The sequence below is a fragment of the Streptomyces sp. PKU-EA00015 genome (assembly GCF_013387495.1).
In the GTDB taxonomy this organism is placed as follows: Bacteria; Actinomycetota; Actinomycetes; order Streptomycetales; family Streptomycetaceae; genus Streptomyces.
Genome location: NZ_JABZEE010000091.1, coordinates 1 through 16,772, shown reverse-complemented (window position 1 = coordinate 16,772; position 16,772 = coordinate 1). Strand labels below are relative to the sequence as shown.

General features: G+C 73.3%; 15 protein-coding genes and 1 pseudogene. 13 read left to right on the top strand and 3 right to left on the bottom strand.

The window, feature by feature from the left end:
- Both HW130_RS36485 and HW130_RS34085 read right to left on the bottom strand, forming a co-directional pair.
- Positions 1-194: pseudogene (locus HW130_RS36485) on the bottom strand (hypothetical protein); the annotation flags it as partial.
- A complete protein-coding gene (locus HW130_RS34085; protein ID WP_177153646.1) occupies positions 182-541 on the bottom strand; it encodes a hypothetical protein in 360 nt (119 codons plus the stop codon). The pseudogene HW130_RS36485 and the gene HW130_RS34085, both read right to left, overlap by 13 nt.
- A gap of 85 nt (positions 542-626) precedes the next feature.
- Here HW130_RS34085 and HW130_RS34080 point away from each other — a divergent pair, with 85 nt between their 5' ends.
- The 9 genes from HW130_RS34080 (at position 627) to HW130_RS34040 (ending at position 13,045) form a co-directional block, all read left to right on the top strand.
- The gene (locus HW130_RS34080) at positions 627-1,274 is read left to right on the top strand and encodes an HAD family hydrolase (RefSeq protein WP_177153645.1); all 648 of its coding nucleotides are present in this window, start codon (positions 627-629) and stop codon (positions 1,272-1,274) included.
- Between the two features lie 383 nt (positions 1,275-1,657).
- A complete protein-coding gene (locus tag HW130_RS34075; RefSeq protein ID WP_177153644.1) occupies positions 1,658-2,719 on the top strand; it encodes an ATP-binding cassette domain-containing protein in 1,062 nt (353 codons plus the stop codon).
- Positions 2,716-3,387 carry a methionine ABC transporter permease gene (locus HW130_RS34070; RefSeq protein WP_177153643.1) on the top strand — a complete coding sequence of 224 codons (672 nt, stop codon included), beginning with the start codon at positions 2,716-2,718 and terminating at the stop codon, positions 3,385-3,387. The genes HW130_RS34075 and HW130_RS34070 overlap by 4 nt, the downstream gene beginning before the upstream one ends.
- Positions 3,388-3,462: 75 nt before the next feature.
- On the top strand, positions 3,463-4,323 hold the full coding sequence (locus tag HW130_RS34065) for a MetQ/NlpA family ABC transporter substrate-binding protein (protein ID WP_177153642.1): 861 nt from the start codon (positions 3,463-3,465) through the stop codon (positions 4,321-4,323).
- Positions 4,324-4,494: 171 nt separating this feature from the next.
- On the top strand, positions 4,495-5,124 hold the full coding sequence (locus tag HW130_RS34060) for a GNAT family N-acetyltransferase (protein ID WP_256356513.1): 630 nt from the start codon (positions 4,495-4,497) through the stop codon (positions 5,122-5,124).
- Positions 5,125-5,266: 142 nt separating this feature from the next.
- Positions 5,267-6,499, top strand: coding sequence for a precorrin-6y C5,15-methyltransferase (decarboxylating) subunit CbiE (gene cbiE / locus HW130_RS34055; protein ID WP_177153640.1), 1,233 nt, complete (start codon positions 5,267-5,269; stop codon positions 6,497-6,499).
- Between the two features lie 364 nt (positions 6,500-6,863).
- Positions 6,864-10,700, top strand: a complete 3,837-nt coding sequence (gene cobT, locus HW130_RS34050; RefSeq protein ID WP_177153639.1) for a nicotinate-nucleotide--dimethylbenzimidazole phosphoribosyltransferase — start codon at positions 6,864-6,866, stop codon at positions 10,698-10,700.
- Between the two features lie 232 nt (positions 10,701-10,932).
- Positions 10,933-12,162, top strand: coding sequence for a uroporphyrinogen-III C-methyltransferase (cobA, locus tag HW130_RS34045; protein WP_177153638.1), 1,230 nt, complete (start codon positions 10,933-10,935; stop codon positions 12,160-12,162).
- Positions 12,163-12,226: 64 nt separating this feature from the next.
- Entirely contained in the window at positions 12,227-13,045 is an 819-nt protein-coding gene (locus HW130_RS34040) for an RNA methyltransferase (protein ID WP_177153637.1), read from the top strand.
- A gap of 1 nt (position 13,046) precedes the next feature.
- Here HW130_RS34040 and HW130_RS34035 read toward each other — a convergent pair whose 3' ends face one another.
- A complete protein-coding gene (locus HW130_RS34035) occupies positions 13,047-14,255 on the bottom strand; it encodes a serine/threonine-protein kinase (RefSeq protein ID WP_256356512.1) in 1,209 nt (402 codons plus the stop codon).
- A 230-nt stretch (positions 14,256-14,485) separates the two neighbouring features.
- Here HW130_RS34035 and HW130_RS34030 point away from each other — a divergent pair, with 230 nt between their 5' ends.
- The 4 genes from HW130_RS34030 (at position 14,486) to HW130_RS34015 (ending at position 16,725) form a co-directional block, all read left to right on the top strand.
- Complete coding sequence (locus tag HW130_RS34030; RefSeq protein WP_177153636.1) at positions 14,486-14,749, top strand: hypothetical protein; 264 nt, start codon at positions 14,486-14,488, stop codon at positions 14,747-14,749.
- 188 nt (positions 14,750-14,937) lie between these two features.
- Entirely contained in the window at positions 14,938-15,120 is a 183-nt protein-coding gene (locus HW130_RS34025) for a hypothetical protein (protein WP_177153635.1), read from the top strand.
- A gap of 245 nt (positions 15,121-15,365) precedes the next feature.
- A complete protein-coding gene (locus HW130_RS34020; protein ID WP_309140656.1) occupies positions 15,366-16,367 on the top strand; it encodes an aminoglycoside phosphotransferase family protein in 1,002 nt (333 codons plus the stop codon).
- Positions 16,368-16,434: 67 nt separating this feature from the next.
- The gene (locus HW130_RS34015) at positions 16,435-16,725 is read left to right on the top strand and encodes a zf-TFIIB domain-containing protein (protein WP_177153633.1); all 291 of its coding nucleotides are present in this window, start codon (positions 16,435-16,437) and stop codon (positions 16,723-16,725) included.
- The last annotated feature ends 47 nt before the right edge of the window (positions 16,726-16,772 follow it).

Sequence of the window (16,772 nt, the reverse complement as noted above, 5' to 3'; positions counted from 1 at the left end):
ACCACGGCGGCGACGGCCGAGAGCACGTGCGCCAGCGGCGCGCTGCCGAAGTCGGTCAGGATCTGGTAGACGGAGCGCGACACGGCTCCGACGGACATCACCCCGTACAGCCACACCAGCAGCAGCCCCGGACCCCGCACCAGCCTGGTCCGCTCGGTCTCCGTCGTGGGCCCGGCCACCGTCAGCCTCCCCAGATGTCGTGGAGGCGTACTTCCAGGACGGCGAGCACGACGGCGCCGGCCGCCACGGTCGCCGAACCCCAGCGGGTGCGCTCCGCCAAGGACAGGAACCCGGCGGCGGGCACGGCGAGCGCGGATCCGATGAGGTACGCCAGGAAAATGGCCGTGCCCTCGTCGGCCTTCTCGCCCCGCGCCAGCTGCACGATTGCGACGACCAGCTGGGCGAGCGCCAGGACGGAGACCACGGCCATGCCGATGAAGTGCCAGTCCTTGGTCGGCTGATCGCGGTACGCGGCGAAGCCGCACCACGAGGCGAGGGCGAGCGCGGTCACGGCGACCGCGATCGTCAGGGCGTCGAGCATGGGCTCGAGCGTATTACGGCGCGGCGGTCGCGCTGCGCGCGACCCCGCCCCGAGGGGCCGGCGACCGCGCCATAGGGTCGTGGCCATGGAGATCCACGCCGAAGCCCTGCTGTTCGACAACGACGGAACCCTCGTCTCCTCCCTGGAGTCGGTCGACCGTTGCTGGACCACGTGGGCGCACGAGTACGGAATCACGGCGGAGGACTTCGCCCGCGTCGGGCTGCACGGCCGCCCGGCCGCCGAGATAGCCGCCGACCTGCTGCCCGCCGATGCGGTGCCTGAGGCGGTCGCCCGTATCGAGACCCTGGAGGTCGAGGACGTCGCCGGGTCGGTGGTCGCACTGCCCGGCACGCTCGCGCTCCTCGCGCAGCTGCCGCCCGAGCGGTGGGCCGTCGTCACCTCGGCCACCCGGCGGCTTGCCGAGGCGCGGCTCGACGAGGTGGGCATCACGCCCAAGACGACCGTCGCCGCCGACGACATCACCCGCGGCAAGCCCGACCCGGAGCCCTATCTGCTCGCGGCCCGGCGCCTCGGCGCTGACCCGGCGCGCTGTGTCGTCTTCGAGGACGCCCCGGCCGGGCTGGCCTCCGGGCGTGCCGCCGGCATGCGCACCGTGGCCTTGACCACAACGCACCGCGCCGACGAGCTGGTTGCCGACGTGATCGTGACCGATCTGTCGGCGGTCTCCGTGCAGGTGACGGCGGACGGCGTGACGATCCGGACCGGAGCGTAGGCGTCCACATAGCGTGCCAGCCGTGTCCGCATAGCGGACGCGGCCGATTTCCTCGGGTGCCTGTCTGCTTTACTTGCAGCCATGACCACGACGAGCAGCCGCACCCTTGCGACCGAGGCGATCACGACGCCCGGTGCTCGTTGTATGTGTCGAATGTGCGCCTTCTGAGGGTCCCTGACCGCCTCGCGCCCCGAAGCGAGACCGACAGCCGCGCCGCGTCCGATCGTCCCCGCAGCCACGGAGAACCCCCGGACCGAGCCTGCCCCGCGCACGCCTCGCCCCCGGCCACCAGCCGAGGAAGCCGTGCCGCAGAGAGCTGTCTGAACCGAATGCCCCGTGCCCGGCGGACACCGCGCCGCGCACTCGACAGTGACGGAAACCCTGTGATCACCACCAAGGGCCTGACCAAGGTCTACTCATCGCGAGGCCGCGAAGTCACCGCTCTGGACGGCGTCGACCTGCATGTCCGCGAGGGCGAGGTCTTCGGCGTCATCGGCCGCAGCGGCGCCGGGAAGTCCTCGCTCATCCGCTGTGTCAACCTCCTCGAACGTCCCACCTCCGGCACGGTGAGCGTCGACGGCCAGGACCTCACCGCGCTCGCCGGCCGGTGCCGGCGCGCGTCGAAGGAACTGCGCGAGGCCCGCAGCCGTATCGGCATGGTCTTCCAGCACTTCAACCTGCTGTCCTCGCGCACCGTCAAGGACAACGTCGAACTGCCCCTGGAGATCCTCGGCGTGTCCGGCGCCGAGCGTTCCCGCAAGGCGCTCGAACTCCTCGACCTCGTCGGCCTCGCCGACAAGGCCAAGGCGTACCCCGGCCAGCTCTCGGGCGGACAGAAGCAGCGTGTCGGCATCGCCCGCGCCCTCGCCGGAGACCCCAAGGTGCTGCTGTCCGACGAGGCGACCAGCGCCCTCGACCCCGAGACGACCCGGTCGATCCTCCAGCTGCTGCGCGACCTCAACCAGCAGCTCGGGCTGACGGTGCTGCTCATCACGCACGAGATGGACGTCGTCAAGACCATCTGCGACTCCGCCGCTCTGATGAAGAAGGGGAAGATCATCGAATCCGGCACGGTGAGCGAACTGCTCGCGACCCCCGGCTCCGAGCTCGCCCAGGAACTGTTCCCCGTGAGCGGCGATGCCTCCGGCCCCGACCGCACCGTCGTCGACGTCACCTTCCACGGCGAGGCCGCCACCCAGCCGGTGATCTCCCAGCTCTCGCGCACGTACAACGTCGACATCTCGATCCTCGGCGCCGCCATGGACACCGTCGGCGGCAAGCAGATCGGCCGGATGCGCATCGAACTCCCCGGCCGCTACGAGGAGAACGTCGTCCCCGTCGGCTTCCTGCGCGAACAGGGCCTCCAGGTCGACGTCGTCGACGCGGACACCGCCGCCGCCGTCCCGGCCCAGGCCACCGCACTCGTCGAGGAGGTCGCGAAGTGACCTGGTCCGAGATGCAGCCCCTGCTCACCCAGGGCACGCTCGACACTCTCTACATGGTGCTGTGGTCCACCCTCGTCACCGTCGCCGGCGGACTCCCGCTCGGCGTGCTGCTCGTCCTCACCGACAAGGGCGGACTGCTGCAGAACACCCCGGTGAACAAGGCCGTCGGCGTGATCGTGAACATCGGCCGCTCGCTGCCGTTCATCATCCTGCTGATCGCGCTGATCCCCTTCACCACCCTCGTCGTCGGCACCTTCATCGGCCCCACCGCGATGATCGTGCCGCTCGCGGTCGGAGCCATCCCCTTCTTCGCCCGGCTCGTCGAGACGGCGATCCGCGAGGTCGACCACGGCCTCGTCGAGGCCGTCCAGTCCATGGGCGGCTCGATCCCCACCATCGTCCGCAAGGTGCTGCTCCCGCAGGCGTTGCCCTCGCTGGTCGCGGCCGTCACCACCACCGTGATCGTCCTCGTCGGCTACTCGGCGATGGCCGGAGCGGTCGGCGGCGAGGGTCTCGGCTCCAAGGCCGTCACCTACGGCTTCCAGCGCTTCGAGACGCAGTTCATGCTCATCACCGTCGTGATCCTGATCGCGATCGTGACCGTCGTGCAGCTCGTCGGCGACGGAGTCGTGCGGCTGCTGGCCCGCCGCGGACACACCGCGGGCTGACCCGCGGACGTCCACCCAAACAGCCCGCACTCCTTGTCCGGGCGTTGTTCCACCCATCAGAAAGAGGCACTTTTCGTGCGTAAGAACATCAAGCTCACCGCGGCTGGCGCCGCCACCGCCGCTCTCGCCCTCGGCCTCACCGCCTGCGGCACGGCCTCCGACCCGGGCGCGCAGACCGACTCCGGTGCCAAGGCCGACGCGTCCAAGGCGCTCGTCGTCGCCGCGTCCCCGACGCCGCACGCCGACATCCTGAACTTCGTCAAGGACAAGCTCGCGGCCAAGGAGGGCCTCAAGCTGGAGGTCAAGGAGTTCACGGACTACGTCCTGCCGAACACCGCCACCCAGCAGGGGCAGGTCGACGCCAACTACTTCCAGCACAAGCCGTACCTGGACGACTTCAACAAGAAGAACAAGACGACCATCGTCCCCGTCGTCGACGTCCACCTCGAGCCCCTCGGTCTCTACTCCGAGAAGGCCAAGGACATCAAGGACATCAAGGCCGGCCAGACCATCGCCGTCCCCAACGACACCACGAACGAGGGCCGCGCGCTCAAGCTGCTCGCCGACAACGGTCTGATCACGCTCAAGGCCGGCGCCGGAAACGACGCCAAGCTCTCCGACGTCCAGGACGCCAAGGGCCTGAAGTTCAAGGAGCTGGAGGCCGCCACGCTGCCCCGCGCCCTGAACGACGTCGACGCCGCCGTCATCAACGGCAACTACGCCATCGAGGCCGACCTCGAGCCCGCCTCGGACTCCCTGGTGCTGGAGAAGGCCGAGGGCAACCCGTACGCCAACTTCCTCGCCGTCAAGGACGGCAACGAGGACGACCCGCGCGTGCAGAAGCTCGCGAAGCTCCTGAACTCGCCCGAGGTGAAGAAGTTCATCGAGGACACGTACCAGGGCTCCGTCGTCGCCGCCTCCGGCGCGGCCAAGTAGTCACGAAGGCACGCCACTTGACGTCGGCCCCGGGCGCCTACCAAGGTGCGCGGGGCCGCGTCGTACCTGCACCCGGCCATGCACAGCCGGCAGCCGATGTTGCATGCTGTGCCTTTACGGCTACGCCCACACGGCAACGACCCTTTCGACGGTCCCGGCATGGAGCAGTGCATGACTCACACCTTCCCGGACGTGTCCATCAGCACGGAGCGGTTGGTGCTGCGCCCCTTCGAGGACGCCGACATCCCGGCTTTCACCGAGATGATGAACGACGAGGTGACCACGGCCTGGACGTCGGTGCCGCACCCCTACACGGCGCAGGACGCCGAGGACTGGGTGCGCAGGATCGCTCCTGCTGAACGCACCACGGGCCGGGGCATCGTCCTCGCCGTCACCGAGTTCCTCACCCAGCGCCTCGTCGGCACCGTCCACCTGCGGAACACCGACTGGCGCACGCTCGCCACCGAGGTGGCCTACGTCACCGCGCCCTGGGCGCGGGGCGAGGGCTACGCCACCGAATCCGTCCTCGCCGTCGCCCAGTGGCTCTTCCGCAATCAGCGGTTCGAGCGCATGGAGCTGCGCACGGCCGCCGACAACACCGCCTCCCAGCAGGTCGCCCAGAAGATCGGCTGTATCAGCGAAGGCGTCCTGCGCAACGCCTGGATAGTGCGCGCCCAGACGGAGGACGGCGCCTGGACCGACGTCCGCACCGACCTGATCGTGTGGAGCCTGCTCCCCGAGGACCTGGAGGCCGACCGCCTGGCCGAGGCCGGCTACGCCTCCTACACCGACTGGAACTGAGCCGCCGGCCCCGCTCTCGGGCACACAGGCACACCCTCACCGCCCCCGAACCGCTCCGGGTACGCTCACGAGGCGACCCCACGAGGCGTCGCACATCCGCGGAAGCACCCTCGACCTGCAACAACTCCAGGAGACTGACGAGATGGCCGACCGGGTCACGGTGATCGGCTGGGACGGCTCACCGCTCACCCAGGCGGCCAGGTCCGCGCTGTCGGCCGCGACCCTGGTCGCCGGCGCCGCCCACCACCTGGCCCTGCCCGAAGTCCCGCCCCGCGCCGAACGCATCCGCCTCGGCAGCGTCGACCTCGCCGCCCGGCGCATCGCGGGCCACCGCGGCAGCGCGGTCGTGCTCGCCGACGGCGACCCCGGATTCTTCGGCGTCGTCCGCACGCTGCGCGCGCCGGAGCACGGCCTGGAGGTCGAGGTCGTCCCCGCCGTCTCGTCCGTGGCCACCGCCTTCGCCAGGGCCGGCATGCCGTGGGACGACGCCCAAATCGTCGTCGCCCACCGCCGCACACTGCGCCGTGCCGTCAATGTGTGCCGGGCCCACACCAAGGTCGCCGTCCTCACCTCCCCGGGCGCGGGCCCCGCGGAACTCGCCCTCCTCCTCGACGGAGTGCACCGCACCTTCGTCATCTGCGAGGAGCTGGGCACCACCCGCGAACAGGTCACCGTCCTCACCTCCGACAAGGTCGCCGACCTCGTGTGGCGCGACCCCAACGTCGTCATCGTCATCGGCGGAGCAGGCCGCCTCACCGCCGCCTCCGGTACCGGATCCGGCTGGATCGCCGGCCACGAACCGGGCTATCCGCCCGAGCTGCGCGGCTGGGCCCTGCCGCCCGCCGACCCGCGGGCGCCGCAGCCCGGCGAGGGCGAGTACGCGGGACTGCGCGCCGCCCAGCTGGCCCGTCTCGGCCCCCGCGTCGGCGACCTCGTGTGGGACATCGGCTCCGGCGGGGGCGCGCTCGCGGCCGAGGCCGCCCGCTTCGGAGCCGCGGTCATCGCGGTCGACGCCGACCCGGACGCCTGCCGCCGCAGCGAGAGCGAGGCACGGCGCCTGGGCGTCCAGCTCCAGGTCGTCCAGGGCCGCGCCCCGCACGTACTGGAACGGCTGCCCGAACCGGACGTCGTACGCATCGGGGGCGGGGGAGTGCCCGTCGTCACGGCGGTCGCCGACCGCAGGCCCCAGCGCATCGTCACCCACGCCTCCACCCGCGACGAGGCGGAGGCGATCGGCGCGGCCCTGGCGGCCGGGGGCTACGACGTCGAATGCGCGCTGCTCCAGGCCGTCGAACTGGACACCGCCGACTGGACGGAGCGCGAACGCACCGTCGTCTTCCTGCTCTGCGGCCGCCACCCGGAGCCCCGCGCGTAGACCCGCCCGCTCTCGGCGAACCCCCGGCCCACGCCCCCTGCCGTGGACGGTGGGAGGTAGGCTGGCCGATCGTTGTACCGCAGCCGGGCGTTCGCCGATTGGTTCGTCAATGTCCGGAAAAGGGAGTCACTTTGGCTCCCGTTTGTGGTACGTCGGAACCTGGGGGGCGCGCGACGTGGCGCAGCCCACAGCGGTCGGCGGCGGATCTTGCTGCCATGGTGGCGAACGACGGCGACAATGCTTGGGTCCGGGGTCGATCGTGCCGCGCGGCGCACACGCTCGTTGTTGTTCACGGGCGTCAGGTGTGCCGGTCGGACGTCCCGGGCGATGGGCGAAGGAGCAAACCGATGGGCGAGGGGAACGCATGACTGACACCGGCCAGATCCCGGGCGAGGGGCTGCCGGAGAACGCAGGCATGGTGGAGCAGCCGGGCGTCCCCGCCCCCGGCGCGTACACCTACCTCGAACCCTCCGAGCACACCTCCGAAGAGGACGACCTCCTGCTGATGCCGGGAGCCCAGGGAGCCTGGAGCGACCCGCAGCAGGTGCCGACGGCGCAGGCGCCACAGGCGCACGGAGCACCCGCCGCCGACCAGTACGCGGCGGCGCCCGTCTCCGTTCAGCCGATGGACCGTCAGGTCGCCGCTGCGCAGCACGGAAGCGGCGCGTACCAGGTGGACTACCCGGCGGCGGGATACGGCACGCACGAGTACCCGGTGCCCGGGGCCCCGCAGCCCGTCGGGCAGGAAGCGGCGCCCGAGCCGGAGTTCGTCGAGGTCACCCCCGCGCCGGTGGCCGACGCCGCCGCGTACGCGCAGGGGGCGCAGCGGCACGACTCCCAGGCGCAGCTGCCGCAGGAGCAGCCCGCGTTCCAGGAAGCGGAGCCCCAGCAGACCGCGCCGGCCCAGGCGCAGGACGCCCCCGCACAGGACGTCCACGCGCTCGGGGCCGAGGGCGCTCCCCTGCCCGGCGCTCCCCTGCCCGGCGCACCGTCGCAGCCGGCGTTCCAGGAGGGCCTGTCGCAGGAGCCGTTGGCGCAGGTCCAGGGCACCATGTCGGTCGTGCCCGGCGTGGCGCCGGGCGACCACATGCCCGAGGTGGCCCACGGCGCCCACGCCGCGCCGGCCGGCGCCGCCGCGCACACCCCCGCCATGGTCGACCCCCCGGCCCCGGCCGGTGAGGCCGCCCACGCCGCTCCGCAGGAGGCCGTCGCCGCGCCCGCGCCGGAGTACGCAGCCCCGGCGCAGCAGGCGCCGCACGAGACCGGCGCTCACGAGACCGGCGCTCACGAGACCGGCGCTCACGAGACCGGCGCTCACGAGACCGGCGCCCACGAGGCCGGCGGCCGGCACTCCGGCTCCGTCGACCTGGGAGCCGTCCGGATGCCCGCGGCCGCCACCTCCGCCATGCCGACGCCGCCGCCCGCGCGCCGCCCGCTCCACATGGGGCCGCCGGTTCCCGAGCCCAACAACGGCGTGGTGCGCTCGCTCGCCGACCGGGGACCCGCGGGGACCCCGCCGCACCCGATGGTCTTGCGGCCCGCCCCGGCGCAGGCCGCCGCGACGGGCGTGGAATACCTCGACGTGCCGGGCGAGGAGCACGCTGCCGGGCTTCCCGGCCCTCAGCTCGCCGACATCCCGCCGCAGCCCGGCGCACCCTGGGACCCGCAGCCGCCGCACGAGCCGGCGCAGCACGCTTCGGCGGCGCCCGCAGAAACGGTCGTCCCGGAGGCGGTCGCCGAGCAGGTGACCGCGCAGCCCGACGCCGGTGCGGAGACGGTCGAAGGTGCCGAGGAGAGCGTGAACGTGACCGTGCAGGAAGCCACCGTGCCCGCTCCGCGCGTCGGCGGCTCCGAGCCGCCGCAGCCCGGGGAGACAGCGGCGGAGGCCGTGGAGGCGGTGACGGAGACCACCGCGGAGGACAGGGCTCCCGAGAGCACCGAGCCCGCGGCGGAGGCCGGCGTGGAAGAGCCTGTGGCGCAGGCCACGCAGAACGCCGAGCCGTCCGAGGCCGCTGAGGCCGAGCCCGTGACCGCCCCGGAGCCCGCTGCGGCCGAGACCGAGCAGGTCGCCGCCGCCGAGGCACCGGCAGCACAGGCCGAGTCCGTCGGCGCACACGAGGCCGAAGCGTCCCCCGAACCGGCGGACTCCTCGGCCGAAGCGGCCCCCGAGGTCGCGGCGCAGGCGGCTCCGGAGCAGGCGACCGAGCAGGTGCCCGCGCCCGAGGACACCCCCGCGCCGCAGAACGCCGAGACCGAGGTGCCCGGGGTCGGCACCGCCGAGGCCATCGCCGCCGATGCCGGTGCCGGCGTCGCTGAAGGGCACCTTGAGCCCGCTGCCGCTGAAGGCCACCCCGAGCCCGCCGCCGAGAACGCCCCCCAGGCCGACGCCACGCCCGGCACCGCCGAGCCCGTCGCCGCCGAGGGCGAGCCCGCCACGCCCACGGCCGCCCCCGAGGCCGACGCCGTGACCGCCCCCGCGCCCGGCTACGACGACGCCGAACGCGAGGCCGTCCTGCGCGTCATGCGCGAACGGCGCGACATCCGCAACGGCTTCCGCAGCGACCCCATCCCGCACGAGGTCCTCCTGCGCGTCCTCGAAGCCGCGCACACCGCGCCGAGCGTCGGCCACTCCCAGCCGTGGGACTTCGTCGTCATCCGCTCGGCCGAGACGCGCCGCACGATGCACGAACTGGCCCAGCGCCAGCGCGAGGCGTACGCCAAGTCGCTGCCCAAGGGGCGGGCCAAGCAGTTCAAGGAACTGAAGATCGAGGCCATCCTCGACACCCCGGTGAACATCGTGGTCACCGCCGATCCCACGCGCGGCGGCCGCCACACCCTGGGCCGCCACACGCAGCCGCAGATGGCGCCCTACTCCTCGGCCCTCGCCGTCGAGAACCTGTGGCTCGCCGCGCGCGCCGAGGGCCTGGGGGTCGGCTGGGTCTCCTTCTTCGACGAGCGCGAGATGGTCCGTACGCTCGGCCTGCCCGAGCACCTCGAAGTCGTCGCGTACCTCTGCGTGGGCTACGTCGACGAGTTCCCCGAGGAGCCCGAGCTGATGCAGGCGGGCTGGTCCCGCCGCCGCCCGCTGTCGTGGGTCGTCCATGAGGAGACGTACGGCCGTCGTGCGCTGCCCGGGGAGGAACCGCACGACCTGCTCCAGGAGACCGTCACCAACATCCGCCCGCTGGACGCCAAGGCGCTCGGCGAGGCGTGGGAGCGCCAGAAGCGGATGACCAAGCCGGCCGGCGCGCTCGGCATGCTGGAGATCATCTCCGCGCAGCTCAGCGGCCTGTCCCGGATGTGCCCGCCCCCGATCCCGGAGCCGGCGGCGGTCGCCATCTTCGCGGGTGACCACGGCGTGCACGCCCAGGGCGTCACGGCCTGGCCGCAGGAGGTCACCGGCCAGATGGTCGCCAACTTCCTCGGCGGGGGAGCGGTCTGCAACGCCTTCGCGACCCAGGTCGGCGCCGAGGTCTGCGTGATCGACGTGGGCGTGGCCTCCGACCTGCCCGCCACCCCGGGGCTGCTGCCGCGCAAGGTCCGGCCCGGCACGGCCGACTTCACCACCGGCCCCGCGCTGACCCGCGACGAGGTGGTCGCAGCGATCGAGGTCGGCATCGAGACGGCCCGCGACCTGGTGGCCGCCGGGAACAAGGCGCTGCTGACCGGCGAGATGGGCATCGCCAACACGACCACGTCCGCGGCCCTCATCGCCGTCTACACGGACGCCGACCCGGCGGAGATCACCGGCCGCGGCACCGGCATCAACGACGAGATGCACGCCCGCAAGGTCGACGTCGTGCGCCGCGCGCTCGAACTCCACCAGCCCGACCCCGCCGACCCCATCGGCGTGCTGTCGGCCGTGGGCGGCCTGGAGCACTGCGCACTCGTCGGCCTCATCCTCGGCGGTGCGTCGCTGCGCACGCCGGTCGTCCTCGACGGCGTCAGCACCGGCGCGGCGGCCCTGGTCGCGCGGGCCATCGCCCCCGAGGCGCTGGCCGCGTGCATCGCGGGACACCGCAGCGCCGAGCCGGGCCATGTGGCCGCGCTCAACAAGCTGGGCCTGCGCCCGCTGGTCGACCTCGACCTCCGCCTCGGCGAGGGCACGGGCGCGCTGCTGGCGCTTCCCGTCGTCCAGAGCGCGGCACGCGCCATGCACGAGGTCGCCACGTTCGACTCGGCCGGCGTCACGGAGAAGTAGCGCACCGGCCCGGGCGTCCCGCGGGACACCCGGGCCGGGTACACGGCCGGCAACGGCCACACCATCGGCCACGGAACCGACAGGGACGCTTCCGGGCCACGGCGCGTGTTCGGGGCCGGGTACGGCGCCGGGCCACGGAACCGTACCCTGGTGCCAGCAGCGCCCCCACCAGCCGCTTCACCGCCGCAGCGGCCCCCGCACACGCACCACCCGCACGAGGAGCCGCACCGCCATGCCCGAGCCCGCCGAGCACCCCGCCTACCCCGTCGGACTGCGCCTGACCGGGCGGCGTGTCGTCGTCATCGGCGGCGGCCAGGTCGCCCAGCGCCGCCTCCCGGCCCTCGTCGCGGCCGGTGCCGACGTCACGCTGGTCTCACCCTCCGCAACCCCGTCCGTCGAGGCGATGGCCGAGTCGGGCGAGATCACCTGGACGCGGCGGCGGTACGAGGACGGCGACATCGCCGACGCCTGGTACGCCCTCGTCGCCACCAGCGACCCCGACGCCAACGCCCGCGCCTCCGCCGAGGCCGAGCGCACCAAGACCTGGTGCGTACGCAGCGATGACGCCGAGGCCGCCACGGCATGGACCCCCGCCACCGGCCGCAGCGAGGGCGTCACGGTCGCCGTGCTCACCGGCCGCGACCCGCGCCGCTCGGCGGCCGTGCGGGACGCCATCGTCGAGGGCCTGCGCGACGGCAGCATCGCCGCACCCCACCGCCGCACCCGCGCCCCGTTCGTCGCCCTCGTCGGCGGTGGCCCCGGCGATCCGGACCTGATCACGGTGCGCGGCCGGCGTCTGCTCGCCGACGCCGACGTCGTCATCGCCGACCGCCTCGGACCGCGCGACCTGCTCGACGAACTCCCGCCGCACGTCGAGGTGATCGACGCGGCCAAGATCCCGTACGGCCGCTTCATGGCGCAGGAGGCCATCAACAACGCCCTCATCGAGCACGCGAAGGCCGGCAAGTCCGTCGTACGGCTCAAGGGCGGCGACCCGTTCGTCTTCGGCCGCGGCATGGAGGAGGCGCAGGCCCTCGCGGCGGCGGGCATCCCCTGCACGGTCGTACCCGGCATCTCCAGCTCGATCTCCGTGCCGTCGGCGGCGGGCATCCCGGTCACCCACCGGGGGGTCGCCCACGAGTTCACCGTCGTCAGCGGGCACGTCGCGCCCGACGACCCGCGGTCGCTCGTCGACTGGCAGTCCCTGGCCAAGCTGACCGGCACCCTCGTGATCCTCATGGGTGTCGACAAGATCGGCGCCATCGCCCAGGCGCTCGTCACCCACGGCAAGGCGCCCGAGACCCCGGTCGCCCTGGTGCAGGAGGGCACGACCGCCGCCCAGCGCCGCGTCGACGCGACGCTCGCCACGGTCGCCGAGGCCGTGCGGGCGAACGAGGTGCGGCCGCCGGCCGTCATCGTCATCGGCGATGTCGTCGGCGTCGGCGTCCCGCCGATCAAGTAACCCGCGGTAACGGAACTCCGCGCGAGCCGTTGGCACCGCACCACCGAGAAGGCAGTATCACCCCGTGGCTGAACTCATCACCGTCGACGACCCCGACGACCCGCGCCTGGCCGACTACACCGGCCTGACCGACGTCGAACTGCGGCGCAGACGCGAGCCCGCCGAGGGGCTGTTCATCGCCGAGGGCGAGAAGGTGATCCGCAGAGCCCGGCAGGCCGGGTACGAGATGCGGTCGATGCTGCTGTCCGCCAAGTGGGTCGACGTCATGCGCGACGTCATCGACGAGGTCCCCGCGCCCGTGTACGCCATCGACCCGGGCCTGGCCGAACGGGTCACCGGCTACCACGTGCACCGCGGCGCGCTCGCCTCCATGCAGCGCAAGCCCCTGCCGACGGCCGGGGACCTGCTCGGCGAGGCCCGCAGGGTGGCCGTCATGGAGTCGGTCAACGACCACACCAACATCGGCGCCATCTTCCGCAGCGCCGCCGCCCTCGGCATGGACGCCGTGCTCCTCTCCCCGGACTGCGCGGACCCGCTCTACCGGCGGTCCGTGAAGGTGTCCATGGGCGCGGTCTTCTCGGTCCCCTACGCCCGCCTCGACAGCTGGCCGAAGGGCCTCGAAGCGGTCCGCGAGGCCGGGTTCAAGCTGCTTGCCCTCACCCCCGACGAGAAGGCATCGTCCATCGACGAGGCGGCCCCGCACCGGCTGGAGCGGGTCGCCCTGATGCTGGGCGCCGAAGGCGAGGGCCTGTCGGCCAAGGCACTGAGGGCCGCCGACGAGTGGGTGCGCATCCCCATGGCGCACGGAGTCGACTCGCTCAACGTGGGCGCGGCGGCCGCGGTCGCCTTCTACGCGGTGGCGACCGGGCGTCCCGGAGCCTGACCTACAGCTGCTGCGCGGCGGCGATGCCCAGCGCCACGATCAGCGTCACCACGAAGAAGACGACGATCCGCTGCCGCAGCAGCCGCGGATTGGCGGGCCGCCGGCCGGCCGATGTCGTACGCACCCCCGGCCGCGTCCCGTTGTGACGGCCGTTCGTCCTGCCGTTCGTCCTGCCGTTCGTACGGCCCGTGCCGCGCCCGGTGTTGCGGGCCTGCGGCGGCCGGGAGCCGCCGCCCGTGCGGGACGTCGGCTGCGGCCGCTGCGCCGACGAGCCGCCCGTACGCCGTTCCAGGCGCTCGGTCCGCTCCGTGCGCTCGGTGTAGCGCGAGGTCGGCCGGTCGCTCTCCACCCGCTCCCGCTGCACGGGCGGCCGGACGTCGTGCAGGCCCTGCGCCTCCCTGGCGGCGATCTCCTTGAGGCGCATGGACAGCTGCAGGGTGCTCGGCCGTTCCTCCGGGTCCTTCTCCAGGCAGGCGGCCACCAGCGGGGCCAGCGCGTCCGGCACGCCCTGGAGCTGCGGCTCCTCGTGCACCACGCGGTACAGCATCACCTCGGAACTGCCGTGCCCGAAAGGCGAGTCGCCCATCGCCGCGTACGCGAGCGTCGCACCCAGCGCGAAGACGTCCGTGGCGGGCGTGACGACGGCGCCGCGCACCTGCTCGGGCGCCAGGAAGCCGGGCGAGCCCACCGCCGTGCCCACGTGCGTGAGCGTGCTCGCTCCGGTGGCCCAGGCGATGCCGAAGTCGATGATCCGGGGCCCCTTGGGCGACAGCAGAATGTTCGACGGCTTCAGATCACGGTGGACCACGCCGGCCTCGTGGACCGCGACGAGACCCTCCGAGAGCGCCGCCCCGACCGCGGCGACGTCGGCGGCCCGCAACGGGCCCTCCTCGGCCACCTTGTCGTGCAGGGACGGGCCGGGGACGTACTGCGTGGCGAACCAGGGGCGGTCCGCCTCCAGGTCCGCGGCCACCAGCCGGGCCGTGCAGCCGCCGCGGATGCGCCGCGCCGCCGAGACCTCCCGGGCGAACCGCGACCGGAACTCCTGGTCCTCCGCGAGATCCGGCCGGATCACCTTCAGCGCGACCCGCTGGCCGCGGCGGTCGGACCCCAGATAGACGACACCCATGCCGCCCGCGCCGAGCCGCCGGTGAAGCCTGAACGAGCCGACGACACGCGGGTCCTCGCGCCGGAGCCGCATCATCGCCATTGTCCGTCCCCTACCTACGGTGGGAGGCCCCACCCCGCTGCCCGGTCGTCCGTTTGACGTGCCACAGCTTACGTACCGCCGCGCCGGTGTGCTCATAGGCCGCGCCCTCGTGCCCGGATCGATTGTCAGTGCCGGATGGGAAACTTGAGGAGTGGTCAGGGGAGGCCGGATCCGTCCCCCCGGACCCGTGCGCGATCTCAACGGTCAGTCGCAGAAGGGGGATTGGATCAGTGAAGGGCGACCGGGTGGAAATCGTCGTGGACGCGGGAGACACGACACGTACGTACGAAGTGGTGGCAAGCCGGGCGGGCCGCCGGGTGGAGACGGCGGTGCGCAGAGGGGTGGTGGAAGTGAGCGAAGTCACCAGGTCGGGCACGGTCGTGCGCACGGCGCGTTTCATGGCCAACCGCGTGCTGGCGCTGGTCGAGCAGCCGGTTCGGCTCGACGACGACGCCGATGGGGAGCGTCCCCTCCGGGAAGACCCCAAGTCGTAGGTCCGCATCTCCACCCAGGGGAGTACATGACCGGGGGGCGGCTCATCCTCCGGGAGGCCCGGCAATCGGTACGCGGGCATGACGTCCGGGCCCCGCCGTTTCCCTAATGTTGATGTCAAGCGGCGGGTGCAGCACTCGTCCCCCGAGGTCAGACACCCGCCGCTGCCAACCACGACAGGAGAGGGACCATGGCGGACACGGCATCGCGCAAGGCCTACGCCGGGCTCGGCGTCCGCCCCTCCGGCACTCGCCACCCGCTGGTGGCGACGGCCATGGTCCTTCCCCTCGCGGCACTGCTGGTGGTCGTCTTCGGCGGCTGGGAAGCGGTGGTCACACAGGCGTCGTCCGTGGGCGTGATGCTGGGGCGCTGAAGAGCGCCCCGGGCCCGGAAGAGCGGTCCGGGTCGGGGACATCCGGCCAACAACCCCGTGGGGACGGGGGTGCGGCGGACGGCAGCGTTTGGCCGGTCAGCTGGGGAGCTGACCGGCCATCGCGCATGTCCGGCGACATCGAGCCCGTCCTGCGTTCGAGGCGCGGGGGTGCGGAGGCGGAGCCCCGGTTTCGCCGGGGCCGGGGCGGCCCCGTGCAGCGGCCCGGCGCGATTACGCTCCACGACGTGACCGCACCACTCGTCCGCATCCTGGCCACCGTCGCCCGCGACGCCGCCCACCTCGCCACCCCTGGCGGCGCCCTCTGCCCGGCCTGCGGCGCCGGAGACGCCCACCTGGACGGCGAGACGCTCGCCGACCGCCCCGACGGCACGGTCGTACGGCACGGCGAGGCGGTCGCCAAGGCGCACGCCCCCGAGACCGACCCGGTCGCCCACCGCGCCCGTCTCGCCCTGGCCGCCCATCCGGCGCTGGCGGGCATCCTCCTGCCGCCGCTGCCGCCTCCCGCAGGCGCACTCCCGCGGCTCCGCCCCGTCACGGCCTGGCCCTACGGCGTCCCCGTCGACCCCGCCGACCCCGACGCCGCCCCCTGGGAGGAGGCGGGCGTCCTCCTCGCCCGGCTGCACCGCGTCGAGACCGCCGGCCTTCCCGGCCCGCTGCCGCCCATGCGCGGCCCCGCCAAGGCCGCGGCCGCCATGGCGCGCATGGAGGCCGCCGCGGGCGACCACCCCGCCGCGCCCGCGGTCCGGCGCGCCTGGGAGCGCCTCCCCGCGTGGGCCAGGGGCGAGGGGTTCCCCGGCGCGCCGGACCGCGGCCCCCACACCCTCTGCCACGGCGACCTGCACCTGGGCCAGTTCGTACGCCACCCCGTCCCCGACGGCCCCTGGCTGCTCATCGACGTCGACGACCTCGGCCTCGGCGACCCCGCCTGGGACCTGGCCCGCCCCGCGGCCTGGTACGCGGCCGGCCTGCTGCCCCCACAGATCTGGCAGCGCTTCCTCGGCGCCTACACGGCCGCGGACGGCCCGGCGGTCCCGTCCCGCTACGACGACCCCTGGCCCCAACTCGACGTGCCCGCCCGCGCGCTCACCGTCCAGACCGCCGCGCTCGCCCTCGCGAAGTCCGCCGCCGAGGGCAGGCAACCGGACGACGTGGAAAGCGCGGTGATCGACACCTGTACCCGAATCGGCACACTCCCGCCCGAGTTGGCGTGCGAACCGCCGTCGTAGGGTGAAGTCCTCGTCGCCGGGCATGCATCCGGCGACGTCGACCGAACGGCGAGAGGCAGAGCAGACGATGCAGTGTCCCAAGTGCCACGCAGCGATGCACACGTACAACCGCAACGGGGTCCAGATCGAGCAGTGCAGCGGCTGCCGCGGGATATTCCTCGACTACGGCGAGCTGGAGTCTCTGACCCGGCTCGAGTCCCAGTGGGTGCAGCAGGCGCCGCCCCCGCCGCCGGCTCCGCAGGCGTACCCGGCCGCTCCCGCCCCGGCCGCGCCGGCCTGGGGCGCCCCGCACCACGGCGGTCACCACGGTGGGCACTACCGTCAGCGCAGCTTCGGCCGGATGCTCTTCTCGTCCTGAACGGCTCCCTGACACAGGTCCCTCCGCACGGCTGACCACGGCCCTCA

What these genes read in the sequence shown, in the direction of transcription:
- HW130_RS34085 (WP_177153646.1), bottom strand. Translation starts at nt 541, where the DNA reads ATGCTCGACGCCCTGACGATCGCGGTCGCCGTGACCGCGCTCGCCCTC.
- HW130_RS34035 (WP_256356512.1), bottom strand. Translation starts at nt 14,255, where the DNA reads ATGGCGATGATGCGGCTCCGGCGCGAGGACCCGCGTGTCGTCGGCTCG.
- cobA (WP_177153638.1), top strand. Translation starts at nt 10,933, where the DNA reads ATGCCCGAGCCCGCCGAGCACCCCGCCTACCCCGTCGGACTGCGCCTG.
- cbiE (WP_177153640.1), top strand. Translation starts at nt 5,267, where the DNA reads ATGGCCGACCGGGTCACGGTGATCGGCTGGGACGGCTCACCGCTCACC.
- HW130_RS34025 (WP_177153635.1), top strand. Translation starts at nt 14,938, where the DNA reads ATGGCGGACACGGCATCGCGCAAGGCCTACGCCGGGCTCGGCGTCCGC.
- HW130_RS34015 (WP_177153633.1), top strand. Translation starts at nt 16,435, where the DNA reads ATGCAGTGTCCCAAGTGCCACGCAGCGATGCACACGTACAACCGCAAC.
- HW130_RS34060 (WP_256356513.1), top strand. Translation starts at nt 4,495, where the DNA reads ATGACTCACACCTTCCCGGACGTGTCCATCAGCACGGAGCGGTTGGTG.
- HW130_RS34080 (WP_177153645.1), top strand. Translation starts at nt 627, where the DNA reads ATGGAGATCCACGCCGAAGCCCTGCTGTTCGACAACGACGGAACCCTC.
- cobT (WP_177153639.1), top strand. Translation starts at nt 6,864, where the DNA reads ATGACTGACACCGGCCAGATCCCGGGCGAGGGGCTGCCGGAGAACGCA.